This is a genomic window from Corynebacterium auris (assembly GCF_030408575.1).
Taxonomy (GTDB): Bacteria; Actinomycetota; Actinomycetes; order Mycobacteriales; family Mycobacteriaceae; genus Corynebacterium; species Corynebacterium auris.
In genome coordinates this window covers 1,110,107-1,127,917 of the sequence record NZ_CP047047.1, presented here as the reverse complement: position 1 = coordinate 1,127,917, position 17,811 = coordinate 1,110,107, and the positions used below count along the sequence as shown (strand labels likewise).

Here is a 17,811-nt window from a genome sequence, read left to right as displayed (position 1 = left end):
AAATCTCCTTTTCAGTGGGATAAAAAGTTCTATGTTGAGGATAGCGTTCCGGCCATCAGCAGCTGCGCCAGGTCCGCGCCGGTGAGCGGGTCGCGGGCGAGGACAAAAATCGTGTCGTCGCCCGCGATGCACCCGACCACTTGGCGCAGGCCAACGCGGTCGATGTAGCTGGCCAAGTACTGCGCCGCCCCCGGCGGGGTGCGCAGCACCGCGATCGAGCCAGAATGGTCGGCGGTGACCACAAGCTCGTCGAGCATGCGCCGCAGCTTCTCGCGCGGGCCGGACTGGGCCGGACCGGCCTCGGCGTGGACGCTGTAGAAGGCGCCGCCGCCATCGGCTGGCCGAACCTTCTTCGCGCCGAGCTCGTCGAGGTCGCGCGACAGGGTGGCCTGAGTGATGTCGATCCCCTCCGCCTGGAGAATCCCCGACAGCTGCACCTGGCTGGACACCCGTGTCGTTTCCAGGATCTCGAGGATCCGCGCCTGCCGTGCCGTGCGCGATATCGGCTGGGTCATTCCTGGTGCTCCAGGAGCCACACCAGAAGTGCCTTCTGGGCGTGGAGGCGGTTTTCCGCCTCGTCGAAGACGCGGGAGGCCGGGCCGTCGATGACGTCGGCGGTGACTTCGCTGCCGCGGTAGGCGGGCAGGCAGTGCAGGAAGATCGCCCCTTCAGCCGCGCGTTCCATCATTGCCTGGTTGACCTGGTACGGCAGGAAGGGGGTGCGGCGGTCCTTGCCGTCGCCCTCCATGCCCATGGACACCCACGTGTCGGTGATCACCACGTCGGCGCCGTCCACTGCGGCCAGGTCGGAGGTCACGGTGACCGTCGCCCCGGTTTCCGCGGCGCGGGCCTCTGCCCGGTCGACGAACTGCTTCTTCGGCAGGAAGCCCTCGGGGCTGACGATGGCGATATCCATGCCCGCGGTGGCGAAGCCGATCATGTAGGAGTTGGCCATGTTGTTGTCTCCGTCGCCGAGGTAGACGGCCTTCTTCCCCCGCAGCCCCGCGGGGCCCTTTTCGGGGCAGAGGTTTTCCACCACGGTCTGCAGGTCCGCGAGGATCTGGCAGGGGTGCAGGTCGTCCGACAGGGCGTTGACCAGGGGGACGGTCGCGGTTTGCGCCATATCCTCGAGGTTCTGGTGGGCGTAGGTGCGCCAGACGATCGCCTCGACGTAGCGCGACAGCACAGCGCCGGTGTCCTGGTACGTCTCCCCCTTGCCCATCTGCGAGTTGCCCGTCTCGGTGACGATGGCGTGCCCGCCTAAGTGGGCGATGCCCGCGTCGAAAGAAAAGCGAGTGCGTGTCGATGTCTTATCAAACAGCACGGCGACCGAAAGCGGCCCCTCCAGCGGCCGGCGCGACAAGGGTTCGCGCTTGAGCTCGGCGGCGAGCTCGAGCACCTCCGCCTGTTCGGCGGGGGTTAGGTCGTCGTCGGCAAGGAAATGCCGGGTCGTACGTGTCATGTGTTTTCCTCCTCCTTAGTTCTGGGCCGCGGCCTGGTTCAGCGATTGCGCGACGCGGCGGGTTGCTTCCGTGATGTCCTCGTCCGTGATCACCAGCGGCGGGGTAATGCGCAGCACAGTATCGCTCGGCGCGTTGAGGATCACGCCGTGCTCGAGCCCGGCGGCCACGGCCTTCTTGGCCACGGGCTTTCCCAACACGACGCCAAGCATGAGCCCGCGCCCCCGCACCTGCTCCACGCCGTCAAGTGCGCGCAGCTGGCGGGCGAACTCCTCGCCCTTTCGCGCCACCTCGCCGATAAAGGCATCGTCGACGACGTCGAGCATGGCATTCGCCGCTGCGCACACCACGGGGTTGCCGCCGAAAGTCGTGCCGTGCGCGCCGGGGCCGAACAGCTCGGCGGCGCCGCCGCGGGCAATGACCGCTCCGATGGGCAGCCCCCCGCCAAGTCCCTTGGCCATCGTGATCACGTCGGGGGCGACACCCTCGTGCTCGTAGGCGAAGAAGCGGCCCGTGCGCCCCACGCCGGTTTGCACCTCATCGACGACCATGAGGATGCCGTGCTCGTCGCACAGCGAGCGCACCTGGCGAAGGAAGCCCTCGGGCGCGGGGACAACGCCCGTTTCGCCCTGCACCGCCTCCAGGAAAATGGCGGCGACCGAGGTCGGGTCCATCTCCACGAGCGCGCGCAGGTAGTCGGCGTCGCCGTAGGGGTAGAACTCCACGTTCGGGGCGAGGGGCTCGAACACCGCCCGTTTGGAGGGCTGGCCGGTCAGCGCGAGGGAGCCCATCGTGCGCCCGTGGAAGCCGTGGTGCGCGGCCAGCACACGGCGTCGGCCGCTGAGGCGGGCCAGTTTGAACGCGGCCTCGTTGGCCTCGGCGCCGGAGTTGCAGAAAAAGACGCGCGCGGAGTCGTCGCCGCACCTCTGCTTCAACCGGCCCGCCAAGCGCACAACCGGCCCGGAGGCGAAGAGGTTGGACACATGGCCGAGCCGGGCGACCTGCTCTCCGACTGCCTCGACGATCGCCGGGTGGCCGTGGCCAAGCGCGTTGACTGCAATGCCGGCGAGTAGGTCGATGTACTGTGCGCCCGCCGCGTCCTCGACCCACGCCCCGCGCCCGGAGACCAGTTCGATGGGCGGGGTGCCGTAGGTGTTCATCAGCACCTCATCCCACTGCTTCACAGCGGATGCGTTCATGCGCGATCATCCTTCCGGAAAACGGTTCCCTCAGGGTAATTGGCGGCATCGAAGGCGTCGGGAAGCACCATCGTGCCGATACCACCCATGGTCAACAGCTCGAGCAGGACGGCGTGGGCGAGCCGCCCATCGATGACGTGGGCCGCCCGGACCCCTCCCTGCACTGCGGTGAGGCACGCCTGCATCTTCGGGATCATCCCGGAATCGAGCGTGGGCATCATCGCCGCCAGGTCCCCGACCTCGATGCGCGAAAGGAGAGAATCCTTGTTGGGCCAGTCGGTGTACAGCCCCTCCACGTTGGTGAGAACGACGAGGCGCTCCGCCCCGATCGCCGCAGCGAGAGCTCCGGCCGCCTCGTCTGCGTTGATGTTGTAGACATTGCCGTCCTCGCCGGGGGCGATACCGGAAACGACGGGGATGCGCCCCGCCTCGATGATGTCCATGACGGCGGAGGGGTTGACGTCCACGATCGTGCCCACCAGGCCGATGTCGAGGTCCTCACCGTCGACGCGGACGAGCCGCCGCGCCGCGCGGAACAGGCCAGCATCCTCCCCGGAGGTGCCCACCGCGTACGGCCCGTGGGAGTTGATCCTGCCCAGCAGGTCTCGGCCGACCTGGCCGAAAAGCACCATCCGCACCACGTCGAGGATCTCCGGCGTGGTCACGCGGTAGCCCTCGACGAACTCGCCCTGGTCAAGGCCGAGCCGGGTCAGCATCGCCGAGATCTGCGGCCCGCCGCCGTGCACGACGACGGGCTTGGCGCCCACCGTGCGCAAAAAGACCATGTCGGCGGCGAAAGCGGCTTTGAGCTCCTCGTCAATCATGGCGTTGCCGCCGTACTTAACCACCACGATCTTGTCCCGAAAATGCTGCAGCCACGGCAGGGCCTCCGCGAGAACGTTCGCACGCGTTTCGTTGTTCAGCGTCACCAGTTGCTCGTTCATCAGCTACCTCCTATGTGCTGTAGGCCGAGTTGATCTCGACGTAGGCGTGCGACAGGTCCGTGGTGCGCACGGTCGCCCGCCCCGCTCCCCCGGTGCCCAGGTCGACCACGACGTCGATGTCGGCGCCGCTGAGGTCCACCTCGCGCGCCCCGGGAGCGCCCGTCGACGCCACGCACACCGGCCTGCCGTTAAAGCTGACCGAGATGTTGTCCGGGTCCATCGCCGCCGGCGCCATGCCGACGGCGGCCAGAACGCGGCCCCAGTTCGGGTCGGAGCCGAACATCGCGCACTTGAACAGGTTGTCGCGCCCGATGGTCCGCGCTGCCTCGCGGGCCTCCTCGTCGGTGCCCGTGCCTGACACGGTGATGCTCACCCGCTTGGTCACCCCCTCGGCATCCGCCTGCATCTGCGCCGCCAGCGCCTCGCAGACCTGCAGCAGCGCGGCGTCGAGCTGCGCCTGCGGGGGCGTGATACCGCTGGCCCCGCTAGCCATGGCGATGACCGTGTCGTTCGTCGACGTCGTGCCGTCAATGTCGAGAACCTCGAAGGTGGCCGCCGTCGCGCGCCGCAGTGCTAGATCAAGGGCTTCCGCGCTTACCGACGCGTCCGTGGTCACGCACACCAGCATCGTCGCCAAAGAAGGCGCCATCATGCCCACCCCCTTGCCCATGGCCCCGACACACCAGCCGTCGTACTCGGCGTGGGCCTGCTTGGCAACGGTGTCGGTGGTCATGATTGCCCGGGCCGCTTCCGCGCCGCCCGCGGTATCGAGCCCGGCCGCGAGCGCGGGGATGGCCGAGCGCACCTTCTCCATCGGCAGTACGTCACCGATCAGCCCCGTGGAGCACACCGCGACCTCGCCGGGCTCGATATCCAGCGACTCGGCAACACACCGCTGGGTTTCGGCGGCGTCGGAGTCCCCCTGCTTTCCGTTGAGCGCATTGGCGTTTCCGGAGTTGTACACCACCGCTCTCAGTGCGCCGTCCGCGACGGCGCGGCGCGAGACCTTGACCGGGGATGCGACAACGCGGTTGCGGGTGAACACGGCCGCGGCCACGCTCTCGGGGCCGTCATTGAGCACGAGGGCCATATCGGGGTTGCCCGAAGGCTTGATCCCCGCCGTCGTCGCCGCGGCACGGAAACCCCGCGGCGTGGTTACTCCCGTCATGGGGAACTCCTTCACTCGAATGATCCTTAGGGCGCGACGCCCGCGGTGGGCAGACCGGCGGTCTCCTCCCACCCGAGGGCGATATTCATGCACTGCACGGCGGCTCCGGCTGTGCCCTTGGTCAGGTTGTCGATGGCGGAGGTGGCGAGCAGCTTGCCCGCCACCTCGTCCGCCTCCACCTGGATGTGGCACATGTTCGTGCCCACGACGTTCTGGGTCTGCGGCTGGAGGCCGCCGGGCATGACCCACACGAAAGGCTCATCAGCGTAGAACGAGGCGTACGCCTCGTGGGCCTGCTCGGTGGTCACCCCCGGCTTCAGGGGCGCGGTGACCGTGGTCAAGATCCCGCGCGACAGCGGCGCGAGCACCGGGGTAAAGCTCACGCTTACCGGCTCATCGGTGGCCTCGCGCAGGTTCTGGGCGATTTCCGGGTTGTGGCGGTGCCGGCCCGCCGTGTTGTAGGCCTTGAGCGAGCCGATGGTCTCCGCGCCCAAAAGGGCTACGTTCGCCTTCTTGCCTGCCCCGGAGACCCCAGTAATGGAGACCACGCTCAGATCGGGCGTGACCAGGCCCGCGTGCACAGCTGGCAGCGCGGCGAGGGTCGCCCCCGACGGGAAGCAGCCGGGGATGGCCACGCGCCGGGAGGCCGCGATCTGCTCACGGTGCCCCGGCATCTCCGGAATGCCGTAGGGCCAGGAGCCCGCGTGGTCCTCGCCGTAGTAGCGCCGCCAGTCCTCGGCCTCGCGCAGCCGGAAGTCGGCGGCGCAGTCGATAACAAGCGTCGAATCGGGCAGCGCCCGGGCGATCTCAGCCGAGTACCCGTGCGGCAGGCCAAGGAAAACCACGTCGTGGCCCGCCAGGACGTCCGGACTGGTCTCCCTGATCACCCGGTCCCCCAGCGCGGGGACGTGGGGCATGAGCGCCGCCACGGTCTGGCCCGCGTTGCTGTTGCCGGTCAGCTCCCCGATCTCGATCTCGCCCGCCGCGTAGCGCGGGTGGCCAAGGAGAAGCCGGAGGATCTCCCCTCCGGCGTACCCGGTGGCGCCTGCCACTGCTATTTTGACTGCCATAGGACACACGGTACGCAATTATGCGCCGCCGCGCAATTTATGCACGCATCTCCGCCCCGAAAGCCCCCTTCGCGGCCTCGGCAGCAGCGAGGCGCCCCTGCGAGGCCTCGTCCTCGGTCAGGGTGCGGTCGGGGGCGCGGAAAACCAGGCCGAACGCCAGGGATTTCTTGCCCTCCCCGACCTGCGCGGAACGGTAGACGTCGAAAAGCGTGGCGCTTTCAAGCAGCTCTCCCGCGCCCTTTTCGACGGCCCGACGCACCGCCTCGGCTGGCACGTCCTCGTCGACGACGAGGGCGATGTCCTGGTTGACCGCCGGGTAAGACGACAGCACCGGAGCCGGGAAAGCCTCGTCCGTGGGCAAGGCCGAGAGGTTGAGCTCCATCGCGCAGGTGCGCGCGGGCAGTTCGAGCCTCTCCAGCACCTGCGGGTGCAGCTCGCCGGCATGGCCGACCACCGCGCCGCCAACCACGAGCGCGGCGCACCGGCCCGGGTGCCACGGCAGCTGCGCGGCCGCCTGGACCTCCAGCTCCACGCCGGCGGCGCGGGCGACTACGCGCGCCGACTCGATCGCGTCGGCCCAGGTGTAGGCACGGCCCTCACCCCAGGGCCCGGCGAGCTCCTGGCCACCGGTGGCTACCGTCGCCGCGTGCAGGTCCTGCCGGGGCAGGGACCCGATCAGCTCCGCGATGGTCTCCTCGTCCGGGCGGGAGGCCACGCTCGGCAGGGGCGAGGCGTCCGCGCCCTTGAATGCCACCTGCGCGACCGAGAACAGCGCGAGGTCGCGCCGACCGCGGGCGACGTTGCGGCCGACGGCCTCCAACATCGACGGCAAAAGCGTGGTGCCCAGCACCCCATAGTCGGCATCGAGCGGGTTTTGCACCGCGACGGTGTTGCGGCGCGGGTCCGTGGCGTCGAGCCCCCACGTGTCGAAGGTGTCGTTGGCAATGAACGGGGTGGGGATCACCTCGACGTAGCCCGAGTACGCCAACGCGTGAGTCACCGCCCGGCGGCGCCGCTGGGTCCGTGAGAGCCCGCGCCCGCCGCGCGGGGTGGGCAGTACAGACGGGATGGCGTCGAGGCCCTCGAGGCGCACGATCTCCTCGATCAACTCGACCGGAACCCTAAGGTCGCCGCGCCACGTCGGCGGGGTCACCTGCAGCGTGTCCCCGGTCGCCTCCACGTCGCACCCAACCTCCTCGAGCCGCTTCACGACGGCCTCCGGGGCGTACTCCACGCCCACGAGCTCGCTCGGGCGGCTCGCGCGCATCTCGATGGTCTCCCGCGGCTGCACCTCTCCGACGAGGGTGCGCTGTGCGGTAACGCGGCCGCCCGCGCACTGGACCAAGAGGGCGCAGGCGACATCGAGCGCGACCTCGACGAGCGCGGGATCCACACCGCGCTCGAACCGCCGCGAAGACTCGGAGCTGAGCTTGTGGCGGCGGGCGGTGCGCGCCACCGTGAGCTCGTCCCACGTCGCGGCCTCGAAGTAGACGTCGGTGGTCTGCCCCGAAATCTCGGATGTCGTCCCGCCCATCACGCCGGCGAGGGACTGGATGCCGGATTCGTCAGCGATGACGACGTCACCGGCGTCCAACTCGCGCGTCGTGTGGTCGAGGGTTTCGAACCTCTCTCCTCCGCTCGCGCAGCGCACGTGGAGCCCGCCGGTGATCTTGTCGGCGTCGAAGGCGTGCATCGGCTGGCCGAGCAGCAGCATCACATAATTGGTCACGTCCGTCGCGGCGTTAACGGAGCGCACGCCCGAGAGCATGAGTTCGCGCTGCAGCCAGTAGGGCGCAGGTGCGGCCGGGTCGATGCCCTCGACCTTGCGCAGACCAAAGCGTGAGGCCTTGGTGTCGGCGTCGAGCGTCACGCTGAGAAGTCGGCTCTCGGGCGCGGGAACGCCGGAGGTATCGATACCCGCGACGGCGGGATCGGCCGCGGGATCGCGGTAGGTCAGACCGAAGGCAGAGGCGATTTCGCGGGTCAGGCCGCGCGCCGAGAGGGCGTAGCCGCGGTCCGGGGTCACGTTGACGTCGAAGACGGTGTCGTCAAGGCCAAGGCCAGCACGTGCGTCCTCGCCCGGCGTGCCGAAGCCCTCAGGCAACGTGAGAATGCCCTCGCTGCGCGACGTCAGCCCGAGCTCGGCGGCGGAGGCCATCATGCCCTCCGAGACGTGGTCATAGGTCTTACGCGCGGAAATCTCGAACCCGCCCGGCAGGACAGCGCCCGGCAGGGACACCACGACGAGGTCCCCCTCGGCAAAGTTACGGGCGCCGCAAATAATCCCCTGCGGCTTGCCCGTCCCGTTCGCCTCGCCGACGTCGACCTGGCAGTAGCGGATCGGCTTTTTAAACCCGGTGAGCTCCTCGATTTCGAGCACGCGACCGAACACGAGCGGGCCGGTGATCTCGGGCAGCGGCGCGTACCCCTCGGTTTCAAAACCGACGCGGACAAAGCCGGCGTCGAGCTCCTCCGCCGTGACCGACCAGCCCTCGTTTCCGGCCGCCTGAATGAGCCGGGTGATCCAGTTCTGTGAAATCAACATTGTGTGAAGCTCCTTCTAGGCCTGAACGCCGAACGGGATAGTGAATCGGACGTCTCCCTCGACCATGTCGCGCATGTCGGTCAGCCCGTTGCGGAACTGGAGAGTTCGCTCCAGGCCCATCCCGAAAGCGAAGCCGCTGTAGACCTCGGGGTCAATGCCCACTGCCCGCAACACGTTAGGGTTGACCATCCCGCAGCCACCCCACTCGATCCAGCCGGCGCCGCCCTTTTTGTTGGGGAACCACACATCCACCTCAGCGGAGGGCTCGGTGAAGGGGAAGTAGTTGGTGCGCATGCGCGTTTTCGTCTCCGGGCCGAACAGCACCTTAGCCAGGTGGTCGAGGGTGCCGCGCAGGTGCGCCATGGTCAGGCCCTTGTCCACGGCCAGTCCCTCGATCTGGTGGAAGACCGGGGTGTGGGTGGCATCGAGCTCGTCGGTGCGAAACACGCGGCCCGGGCAAGCGATGTAGATGGGCACCTCACGCTCGAGCATCGTGCGCACCTGCACCGGCGAGGTGTGGGTGCGCAACACCTGCTTGGAGTTTTCGCCGCCGACGTAGAACGTGTCCTGCAGCGTGCGCGCGGGGTGGTCCGGGATGAAGTTGAGCGCGTCGAAATTGAAGTACTCCGCCTCTACTTCAGGGCCTTCCGCGACCTCCCAGCCCATGCCGACGAAGATGTCCGCGATGTTCTCGCTCAGGGTGGTAATCGGGTGCATCGCCCCCACCTGGCCGCGTGTCGACGGCAGAGTCACGTCCACGGTCTCCGCGGCGAGCTGGGCCTTCCTGTATTCGGCCTCGCGCACGGCGTGCACCTCGGCGTACTCCTTTTCCACCCGGCCACGGGCCATGTTCACCAGGCGGCCCGCGTCCTTGCGCTGCTCCTTCGGCAGAGAGCCGAGGCGGCGCCTCGCCTGCGGCAAGTACGCCTGCTCCCCCAGGTGCGCCCTGTGGGCCTCCTCCAGCGCCGGCAGGTCCTCGGCAGCGGCAAAAGCCGCGATTGCCGCCTCGGCGGCCTCGTTGAGCGACTGCTCTGTCAGTTCGATATTGGGGGTCTCGGACACACTCGTCCCTTCCGCGTGGTCGTGAATCGGGAGCTAACGTAAAACGCCCCCCAGCATACCCGCGCCCCCGGACACGGCCCGCGTGGAGGTCAGCGAGGCCTGAGCGTACAGCCAACATTCAGGGCGTGTCTGCAAAGCAGGAACGGAGTACCTGTCTCCGCTGGTTATGCGCCCGGGTTTTTCCCAACGCCGCTCGCCTAGAGTCCGCACCTTGTTCGTCGTGCGACAACCGCGCGAGAAAGGACCGGCCATGCTCCACCGCCCGGGCGAGGGCGTCGAGGACCAGGGCCTCGCCTTCGCCCTGGCTGCTATCGAAACGCGGCTGACGCACCGCCGCCTGCTCAGCCTCTTCGGGGTTGGCGCGGGTTCTCTCGCACTCGCCGCCTGCGCACCGGGGGGAAAACAGCTCCGCTGCCCCGCCCACGACAGACACGCACACCTCACTGACCGAGATGAGAACCGGAACGGCGGGCTTTATCCGGGCGACGGCTCCAACGGCCCGGACGTCCTGGGGAAGGTGGGGGTCGAGCGCCGGGACATCCGGGAATCTATCGGCGGCGGCTCCACCGTGAGCGGCGTGCCGCTGACGCTGCGAATGAACGTCCCCGACTGAACATCATCGGCATGGTCAACCAGAACAGCCCCATGGCCGGCGCCGCGGTGTGCGCCTGGCACTGCACTGCGGATGGGGAGTACTCCATGTACTCCACGGGCCTAGAAGACGAAACGTATTTGCGCGGCGCGCGGGTCACCGGCGGCCAGGGCTCCGTGGAGTTCACCACGGTCGTGCCGGGCTGCTACGACGGGCGCTGGCCCCACATCCACTCTCACATCCACTTCGAGGTCTTCCGCGCGGTCGACGACACCACTGGCGCCAACAAAGCCGTCCTCATCTCACAGACCGCGGTGCCCAACGAGGTGGCGAAGGCGCCCCACGCCACGAGATTCTGCGGCAGCTCCGCCGCAAACATGGCCCGGGTAATCCTGGCTAGCGACAACGTCTTTTCCGACGGCTGAGAACAGCAGCTTCCCGCCGCGAGCGGCAAGACCCAATCCGGCTAGGACTTCACCGTTGACGTGCCGATTGACACCACCACGGCCCACACCGGCGGCGAGATCCCGCGCGGCGCCCCCGGCAAACCAGGAGAGCGTGCGACGCGGCTACGAGGCCTCTGCCTCCACACGCTCCACCGGGGAAGACGGCCTCAAGCGGGATCTGCACGAGAAGACGGGGCACACCGCGTCTTCAACCAACGCCCCGCCGGCCCATCTTTCACTCCGGGCCGTAGAGCGCTTTCGAAGACTCCCACATGCACATGGCCGCGGCCGTAGCCATGTTCAGTGACTCGGCGCTGCCGTGGATCGGGATAGATACGCGGTAGTCGGCGGCCTCCACGAGTGCACCGGGCAGGCCGTGTGCCTCGTTGCCAAAAAGCCAGGCCGTCGGCCGGGCCAGCCTCTCCCCCGCCTCGGCCAGCGAGATTTCGCCGTCCATCGTCGTCGCCACGATGGCCAGCCCCGCGGCGCGCAGCTGCCCGACCACATCGTTGATCGCCCGCTCCCTGACCACGGGGACGTGGAAGAGCGACCCCGCCGAAGAGCGCACCACCTTGCCAGCCTCGGGGTCGACTGTCTCACCGGCGAACACGACGGCATCGGCCCCGCACACGTCCGCGATGCGTATGAGGGTGCCGGCGTTGCCCGGGTCGCTTGTGCCCACACCAACGGCCACAAAGCGCGGCCTTGCCTTAGCCACGGCGCCGAGCTTCCACAGCACTGGCTTGCATACCGCGAAGATACCGGTCGGGGTCACGGTCTCCGAAAGGTGTTCGGCGGCTCGTTCGGTGATGGCGTGGGTGTAGACGTCCATGTGGCCGGCCGCCGTCAGGATCTCCCGAAAGTCGTGCGCCGCTCGCTCGGTGACAAAGAGGTCGGTAGCCGCCCCCGTCGCAACCGCGGCCTCTACGGCGTTCGCCCCTTCCGCGAGGAACCGCCCGGCTTTGCGGCGCCCCTGGGCGCGATGCAACTTCGCCGCGTTGACAACACGGGGAGTGCGTTCGGTGAAGGGTTCCGCGAAGTTGAGGGGCATAGACCCCGAGAATACCTGCGCCCCGCGCCACGGTGATCGTGGGGCGGGGCGGGCACGGACAAGCGGGTGCTTAGGCAGCCTTGGGGGCGTTGACGTCCTCCGGCAGGGCGTTCTTGGCAATCTCGCAGATCGCGGAGAAAGCCGCGAAGTCGCTGACCGCGAGCTCGGCGAGGATCTTGCGGTCCACCTCCACCTCAGCCAGCTTGAGGCCGTGGATGAGGCGGTTGTAGGTGATGTCGTTCATGCGAGCAGCCGCGTTGATGCGCTGGATCCAGAGCTTGCGGAAATCGTTCTTGCGCTGGCGGCGGTCGCGGTACGCGTAGGTCTGGGAGTGCAGCCACTGCTCCTTGGCCTTGCGGTACAGGCGGGAGCGCTGGCCGCGGTAGCCCTTCGCGGACTTGAGAATCGCGCGGCGCTTCTTCTTGGCGTTGACTGAACGCTTAACACGTGCCATGAGTCATACTTCCTTATCTGATAGGTCGAAACGGTGCGTTGTTGAACTCGGGCAGTGCTTAGGACATGCCGAGGAGGCGCTTTGCGCGCTTGACGTCGGCGCGGGCGACGTCAGTCGTGCCGGAGAGCTTGCGGCGGCGCTTGGAGGACAGCTTCTCGTTCAGGTGGCGCTTGCCGGCCTGCTCGCGGCGCAGCTTGCCCTTGCCGTTGACCTTGATGCGCTTGGCGGTGCCCTTGTGGGTCTTCTGCTTCATGGTGAAAGCCCTTCAGAGTTGAAACGTGTACTACTTCTTGCCCTTGCGGGCCGGTCCGAAGACCATGGTCATGTTGCGGCCGTCCTGCTTCGGACGGGACTCAACCACGCCGAGCTCCGCGACGTCGTCGGCGAGGCGCTCAAGGAGGCGGTAGCCGAGTTCGGGTCGCGATTGCTCGCGGCCGCGGAACATGATCGTGACCTTGACCTTGTTACCCTTTTCCAGGAAGCGCTCGACGTTACCCTTCTTCGTCTGGTAGTCGTGCTCATCGATCTTGGGACGGAACTTCTGTTCCTTCACCACAGTCTGCTGCTGGTTCTTGCGCGCCTCGCGGGCCTTCTGGTCCTGCTCGTACTTGTACTTGCCGTAGTCCATGATCTTGGCCACGGGCGGCTTGGCCTTCGGGGCGACCTCCACGAGGTCAAGGTCTGCTTCGTAGGCCAGTTTGCGGGCGTCGTCGGTACGGACGATGCCCACCTGCTCGCCGGACGGGCCGACGAGACGAACTTCGGGAACGCGAATGCGCTCATTAATCCGAGCTTCAGCGCTGATGAGAACTCCTAAAGATGAGAAAGACAATGTCGGACGCTACCGAACCACTCTTGTCGAGCTCACCCACGCAAAAATCCCGCGCGCCTATCGACGTCGCGGGAGTCCTTCCGGATACAGCTCACGCTGCCGTGAGACAGTACCTTCGACCCGTAGCCTTCCGCATCTTGCGTACACGCGGCGGCATGGGGTGGGAGAAACTCCACTTGTGGCCCGCACACTTGTTAGGGTGCACGGGCGGTAGTGGCCTAAACACTACCACGGCTGCGCACCCGTGCCAAATCGCTTCCCGCCTCTGGGGTTTTGCCCCAGTGGGCGCTACCCTTTCCCCGTGCACTCTACCCGGCAGCCCGCCTCCCACCCCGATCACCCGCCTGCCATCAACTGGAAGATCGCCGCGTTCGGCGCTTTCGCCGTGGTCGCCTCCGCGGCCTTTCCTCCGGTCAGTTTGCCCTCCCTCGCGGTCGACGCCGCGGCCGTAGCAGTAGTCTCCCTTTCCCAGCGCTGGCCCAGGCAGGCGGGCGCCGGGCTGGTCGTGCTGTTCCTCATCGCTTCCGCCGACGAGTCGCTGCGCAGCCCCGTGCTGCTCTTTTCCGCCCCCGCCCTCGTCGCCGCCGCCGCGTACTCCGGGAGGCCGCGCTGGTCCATCGCCTTCGCCCTCGTCTTGGGCTACATCAGCGTGACTAGCCCCTTCAACGGGCGGTGGGTGCCCTACGACATCACCGGCACGCTCATTTACATCGCCGCGCTTGCCGCCGCCTTCTGGGTCGGATGCTTCTTCCGCCGACAGCGGCTGATCTCCGCGGCGCAGCAGCGCCTGCTCGAAGAGGAGATGGAGAAGCGGCGCGAGGAACTCACCCGCGCCCTCCACGACTCGGTGGCCACCACGCTGACGTCCGTGGTCATGCGCGCCGAGACCCTGGGGCTGAGCTCCCCCGCCGATTCCGAGCAGCGGCGCACCCTGGGCCTCATCGCCGACGAGACGCGGCAGGCCATGCAGGAAGTCCGCCACTTGCTTGCTGTCATGCGCGATGGCGGCGGCGCCGAGCAGACCCCCATTGAGCGAACCATCGGGGAGCAGATCAGCGTCACGGCCCGTCTTCTGCGCAGCCACGGTTTCGACGTGCGCTGCGACGAACGCGCCGTCGAATGCGGCTACTTCTTTCCAGCCGGCTTCGAGCACGTTTTCACCGAGCTGGCCACAAACGCCATCAAGTACGCCGCGCCCGGGGCCCCCGTTGAGCTGCGGGTCGCGCGCTCGCGGCGCGGTGTCCACTGCGCCGTGATCAACGAGGTCGGCGGCGGGGCCGCAGCCAGCCACCTGAGCAGCGGGATGGGGTTGGAGGAGGCCAGGCGGGTCGTCGAAAAGCATGGCGGGCGATGGCGAGCGCGCCCCAAGGGGCGTCGCTGGGTCGCCGAGTTCGACCTGCCCGCGCATGCTCTCTACGGCCCCACCCCCGCAGCGGGTGGAGACTTTCGTACCAAACCTGTTCCCAGAGGCGACGCAATCGGCGCACCCAGAGGAAGATAGACCGAGGTTCCACAGAAGTTCACAAACCGAAAGGACATGTCCATGACATCCCGTTTCGCCGCCGCCGCGGTCACCGCGCTCTCGCTGGTGCTCTCCCCTGTGGCCCAAGCGGCCCCCGCTTCAAACTCCGTGGGAGAGGCCACCCCCACGATCACGCCCTACTCCGCGATGGTCGAGATCCTGTCCTGCAAGTACTACCCCACGCGCCCGTGGTGCCCTAACAATTCCCGCTACGCATGAGCCGCCCCATCGACGTTCTCCTCGTCGACGACAACCCGCTCGTCCTGAGCTCCTTCCGCCACTACTTCGCCACCACCGACGACATTCGCGTCGTCGCCGAAGCCGCGAACGGCGAGGAGGCGCTTGCCCAGCTTGATCAGCACCACGTGGACGTCGTCCTCGCCGACATCCACATGCCGACGATGGACGGCCCGACGCTGCTTTCGCACATCAACACCCGGCAGCGGCGGCCCGTCTTCCTCGCGGTGACCGCCTTCGATTCGGACCGCACGATGGTCCGCATCCTGCGCCAGGGCGGCGCGGGCTACGTACTCAAGAGCGAAAGGCCGCAGGTGCTTATCGACGCCATCCGGGCCGCCCTCGACGGGGGCATGGTTGTCTCCCCGCAGGCCATGACGCGGCTCATCGGATACCTGCGCGAGGAGCCACGCTCACCCCAGCGGGTCGACCCGATCGCCGAGGCCATGAAGCTGCAGACGCTCACCGACTCCGAAAGGAAGGTCCTCATCCTGCTGTGCCGGGGACTGTCCAACTCGGAGATCGCCGCGGAGCTGGCGTATTCCGAATCGACCATCAAGAAGTATGTCTCCAGCATCATGATGCAGTTCGGGGCCACCTCACGGCTCAACCTCGTGGTGAAGGTGCTCAACGCGGAGTACTGAGCACCTCCGGCCTCTTAACCAAACACCGGCGCCTGATCCTCCCGCAGCTCCGCATAGCGCGATTCGGGCACGGTGGCCGAGTACGGTGCTCCCTCGGCGACCCACACCTTGTCCGCGGAGCAGCGCACGTTCTGGTTATCGGTATCGAGCATCATAAAGCCCCACACGAGTGTTCCTTGGCGGCCGGGGCCCAGCTGGTACGGCCCCACCGTCTGTCCCACCGACCAGTGCTGCACCCTGAGGTAGGTAAAGCCGTAGGCGGCGGAGATGTAGGAGGTCAGCTCTCCCTGTGGCTGCGCGCTCACGGACACCTGCAGAGTAGTCGTCCTGGCCTGCTTCACCTTCTGCTTCACCGGCACCGGAACGCCGCTGCGGTTGGCCACACTGGCCGCGTCGGTCTGGGCGAACCAGCGCCGCGACGCGGTGACGTAGATTCCGCCCGCCCCGGGTGTGGGGCAGGACGAGCCGGGGGCGTAATCATCGTTCCAGCGTTGCGGCAGGATGTAGTCCACCGTACCGGCCTGCGCCGCGGGGAAAACGCAGGGGCCGAACGCTGCTGCGCAGGCTAGCGCGAGGGCGGCGAGTACGCGACGCATCAGCCGAACGCAATGTTGTCGCGGGTGCTGATCTCCACGTGGCGCTCAGCCGGCAGAGTTGCGCTGAACCTCTGGCCGGTCCCGCGCCAGGTGCGGTCACTGCCGCACACCGTCTTCTCGCCGGAGAAGTCGGAGACAACCCAGCCTGCGCGCATCACAGCGGTGGTGCCCGGGGCGACCTGGTACGGTCCTACGACCTCGCCGACCTCGTAGGAGGACGACGTGGAGTAGCTGGTGGAGAAGGAGAGCTTGATCAGGGTGAGGAGCGGGAAGTCCACGCCCGCCGAGACCTTCCATTCCTTGGACTTCTTCTCCGTGATAGAGCGGGTCAGCGGCAGCGGCGTGGAATTGTAGTTGGATACGGTCCATGTGCCGGCCGAGGCGTCGAAGTACGTCCTGTCAATCCGGATGGTTTGGCCGGTGTCGCCAGGATTGGAGCAGACCGCACCTATGGTGGTGGGGTTCGCAGTTCCCATGTCGCGGGCCGGCAGGGCCTGCGCAGGCGAGGCGGTCGCCCCGCAGGCCGCGGCGAGCACCGCCGCGGCGGCGATGCCCCGGGTGAAAGCGTTCATTCTCGAATCTCCTTCTCGTTGGTGTGTGGTAGCGCCCTAGTAGGCGGTCTGGGTGGGCACGGGCAGCTTTTCCCACCCCTCCGGCGTGATGTCGATGGTGCGGCGGCTGCCGTCGCGCGAGGTGACCGTGGCCTCCGCCCAGAATCCGACCGGGGCTGGGTGCACCCCGCGGTCGAAGAGCAGGTCGTAGGCTCGGTTCTTTCCGCTCCGGCCGCAGGTGTACTCGGAAAAGCGCACGCGCTTCATCGTCGTGCCGTACTCCACGCGCACGCGGTCCCCGGGCGCAAGGTCAACCGGCTTGAGCGCGGTGCCCACCGGCAGGTAGGCGCGGCCTACGGCGCCTACGGATTCAAGCCAGCCCTCCGGCAGCCGCCCGGCGTTTCCCCGGTAGCCCATCTCCGCGCTGAACTGCGCGCCGACTACGTGGTCCACGATGGGCGTGTAGGTGTGCGGGCCCGTCGACCAATTGAGGAAGTCCTGGGAGTAGCCGGGCTTGCGGAAGGTCGGCTCGATCGCGCTGATCTCGTGCGGGTACCACCGCGGGTAGGCGGCGTCGCACGCAGCACCGAACGCGGGCCAGTCCGGGTCGCGCCGCGGCTCGGTAACGGGTGGGACCACCCGGTCCTTCCTCGGGTCCGCGATCCTTTCGAGGCTGGGCCCCGTCACCGCGTTGTACGGCCGGTCGACGGGCCTGCTGTTGGCCCCCTGGGCGCGAGACGGCACCTGAAGGGCCTGCTCGTCGACGCTCCCATCGGCGTGGATGATGTGGGCGAATGCGTAGCGCTCCGCTGGCCCCGTGCCGCGCACCACGTCCGCTCCCGGCATGTTCTGGTAGAAGCCTCCCTCGCACGTGACCATCATGGCGATGAAGTCCTTTTCCACAACCCCAAACTCGACGCGAAAGGTCTCGCCTGGCCCGAGCGTGACGGGCCCGAAGGTCTCTCCCTCAATCCAGCCGTTGTCGGTGGTCAGGCCGATGTCGGAGCGGGCCGTCGTGTTCCAGTTCGAGGGCAGCGCGGCCCGCGAGTTGGCGGACAGGACATGGTTCGTCCCGCTCTCGACCGCAGCGGAGTAGTCAACCGGCGAGCCCGTGGTGTTCTTGAACTCCAAGACCCCGTCGCTGAGGTAGCGGCGCGCCGTCTCGCCGTAGTGCCAGTCCGGGTACCCCTCGCTGTGGGCCTGGTGGGCCGTGCACGGCTGGTAGAGGTTCTCGATCGGGTAACCCTGGGGCAGGGGCGGGAGAGCCGCTGCTGCTCCCGCCGAACTCATTGTCGCCGCGGCCACGAGGGCGGCGACAATCGGTGTCTTCTTCTTCAACGTGTGGCCCCTTCGGATACGCGTAGGTTTCTCTGCTCTGCACTCACGCTACGAGGCGGCGACCTGGGGAGAAAGCGCGGCGACGAACAAGGAACGAAGG

General features: G+C 67.6%; 20 protein-coding genes. 5 read left to right on the top strand and 15 right to left on the bottom strand.

The window, feature by feature from the left end:
• Positions 1-29: 29 nt before the first annotated feature.
• From CAURIS_RS05410 to pheS, 8 genes are read right to left on the bottom strand one after another with little or no spacing between them, the layout of a single operon-like run.
• Complete coding sequence (locus CAURIS_RS05410) at positions 30-515, bottom strand: arginine repressor (protein WP_290343186.1); 486 nt, start codon at positions 513-515, stop codon at positions 30-32.
• The gene (gene argF, locus CAURIS_RS05405; RefSeq protein ID WP_290343184.1) at positions 512-1,462 is read right to left on the bottom strand and encodes an ornithine carbamoyltransferase; all 951 of its coding nucleotides are present in this window, start codon (positions 1,460-1,462) and stop codon (positions 512-514) included. Before argF ends, CAURIS_RS05410 begins: the two co-directional genes overlap by 4 nt.
• A gap of 15 nt (positions 1,463-1,477) precedes the next feature.
• Positions 1,478-2,659, bottom strand: coding sequence for an acetylornithine transaminase (locus CAURIS_RS05400; protein ID WP_290343183.1), 1,182 nt, complete (start codon positions 2,657-2,659; stop codon positions 1,478-1,480).
• Entirely contained in the window at positions 2,656-3,603 is a 948-nt protein-coding gene (gene argB, locus CAURIS_RS05395; protein ID WP_290343182.1) for an acetylglutamate kinase, read from the bottom strand. Before argB ends, CAURIS_RS05400 begins: the two co-directional genes overlap by 4 nt.
• A gap of 10 nt (positions 3,604-3,613) precedes the next feature.
• Positions 3,614-4,771: a bifunctional glutamate N-acetyltransferase/amino-acid acetyltransferase ArgJ gene (argJ, locus tag CAURIS_RS05390; protein ID WP_290343181.1), complete on the bottom strand. Its 1,158-nt coding sequence runs from the start codon at positions 4,769-4,771 to the stop codon at positions 3,614-3,616.
• A gap of 26 nt (positions 4,772-4,797) precedes the next feature.
• The gene (gene argC, locus CAURIS_RS05385; RefSeq protein WP_290343180.1) at positions 4,798-5,841 is read right to left on the bottom strand and encodes an N-acetyl-gamma-glutamyl-phosphate reductase; all 1,044 of its coding nucleotides are present in this window, start codon (positions 5,839-5,841) and stop codon (positions 4,798-4,800) included.
• A gap of 37 nt (positions 5,842-5,878) precedes the next feature.
• The gene (gene pheT / locus CAURIS_RS05380) at positions 5,879-8,386 is read right to left on the bottom strand and encodes a phenylalanine--tRNA ligase subunit beta (RefSeq protein WP_290343179.1); all 2,508 of its coding nucleotides are present in this window, start codon (positions 8,384-8,386) and stop codon (positions 5,879-5,881) included.
• A gap of 15 nt (positions 8,387-8,401) precedes the next feature.
• Positions 8,402-9,448, bottom strand: coding sequence for a phenylalanine--tRNA ligase subunit alpha (gene pheS / locus CAURIS_RS05375; RefSeq protein WP_290343178.1), 1,047 nt, complete (start codon positions 9,446-9,448; stop codon positions 8,402-8,404).
• A gap of 250 nt (positions 9,449-9,698) precedes the next feature.
• Here pheS and CAURIS_RS05370 point away from each other — a divergent pair, with 250 nt between their 5' ends.
• Together CAURIS_RS05370 and CAURIS_RS05365 are read left to right on the top strand one after the other, a co-directional pair.
• Positions 9,699-10,061, top strand: a complete 363-nt coding sequence (locus tag CAURIS_RS05370; RefSeq protein ID WP_290343177.1) for a hypothetical protein — start codon at positions 9,699-9,701, stop codon at positions 10,059-10,061.
• 11 nt (positions 10,062-10,072) lie between these two features.
• Positions 10,073-10,465 (top strand): dioxygenase family protein, encoded by a 393-nt coding sequence (locus CAURIS_RS05365; protein ID WP_290343176.1) that lies wholly within the window; start codon positions 10,073-10,075, stop codon positions 10,463-10,465.
• Between the two features lie 256 nt (positions 10,466-10,721).
• Here CAURIS_RS05365 and CAURIS_RS05360 read toward each other — a convergent pair whose 3' ends face one another.
• From CAURIS_RS05360 to infC, 4 genes are all read right to left on the bottom strand, one after another.
• Entirely contained in the window at positions 10,722-11,537 is an 816-nt protein-coding gene (locus CAURIS_RS05360) for a TrmH family RNA methyltransferase (protein WP_290343175.1), read from the bottom strand.
• Between the two features lie 70 nt (positions 11,538-11,607).
• Complete coding sequence (gene rplT, locus CAURIS_RS05355) at positions 11,608-11,991, bottom strand: 50S ribosomal protein L20 (protein WP_290343174.1); 384 nt, start codon at positions 11,989-11,991, stop codon at positions 11,608-11,610.
• 58 nt (positions 11,992-12,049) lie between these two features.
• A complete protein-coding gene (rpmI, locus tag CAURIS_RS05350) occupies positions 12,050-12,244 on the bottom strand; it encodes a 50S ribosomal protein L35 (protein WP_019194907.1) in 195 nt (64 codons plus the stop codon).
• A 30-nt stretch (positions 12,245-12,274) separates the two neighbouring features.
• Positions 12,275-12,823 carry a translation initiation factor IF-3 gene (gene infC / locus CAURIS_RS05345; RefSeq protein ID WP_290343173.1) on the bottom strand — a complete coding sequence of 183 codons (549 nt, stop codon included), beginning with the start codon at positions 12,821-12,823 and terminating at the stop codon, positions 12,275-12,277.
• Positions 12,824-13,124: 301 nt separating this feature from the next.
• Between infC and CAURIS_RS05340 the strand changes: the two genes are divergently transcribed.
• From CAURIS_RS05340 to CAURIS_RS05330, 3 genes are read left to right on the top strand one after another with little or no spacing between them, the layout of a single operon-like run.
• Entirely contained in the window at positions 13,125-14,324 is a 1,200-nt protein-coding gene (locus tag CAURIS_RS05340; protein WP_290343172.1) for a sensor histidine kinase, read from the top strand.
• Positions 14,325-14,366: 42 nt separating this feature from the next.
• Positions 14,367-14,564, top strand: a complete 198-nt coding sequence (locus tag CAURIS_RS05335) for a hypothetical protein (protein ID WP_290343171.1) — start codon at positions 14,367-14,369, stop codon at positions 14,562-14,564.
• The gene (locus tag CAURIS_RS05330; protein WP_290343170.1) at positions 14,561-15,226 is read left to right on the top strand and encodes a response regulator; all 666 of its coding nucleotides are present in this window, start codon (positions 14,561-14,563) and stop codon (positions 15,224-15,226) included. The genes CAURIS_RS05335 and CAURIS_RS05330 overlap by 4 nt, the downstream gene beginning before the upstream one ends.
• Positions 15,227-15,240: 14 nt before the next feature.
• Here the strand turns inward: CAURIS_RS05330 and CAURIS_RS05325 are convergent, their stop codons facing one another.
• Genes CAURIS_RS05325 through CAURIS_RS05315 form a run of 3 tightly spaced genes read right to left on the bottom strand, consistent with a single transcriptional unit; the run spans position 15,241 to position 17,663 of the window.
• Positions 15,241-15,822, bottom strand: coding sequence for a hypothetical protein (locus CAURIS_RS05325; RefSeq protein WP_290343169.1), 582 nt, complete (start codon positions 15,820-15,822; stop codon positions 15,241-15,243).
• Positions 15,822-16,394, bottom strand: a complete 573-nt coding sequence (locus tag CAURIS_RS05320; RefSeq protein WP_290343168.1) for a hypothetical protein — start codon at positions 16,392-16,394, stop codon at positions 15,822-15,824. Before CAURIS_RS05320 ends, CAURIS_RS05325 begins: the two co-directional genes overlap by 1 nt.
• A 36-nt stretch (positions 16,395-16,430) precedes the next feature.
• Positions 16,431-17,663 carry a hypothetical protein gene (locus CAURIS_RS05315; RefSeq protein ID WP_290343322.1) on the bottom strand — a complete coding sequence of 411 codons (1,233 nt, stop codon included), beginning with the start codon at positions 17,661-17,663 and terminating at the stop codon, positions 16,431-16,433.
• Positions 17,664-17,811 lie beyond the last annotated feature (148 nt).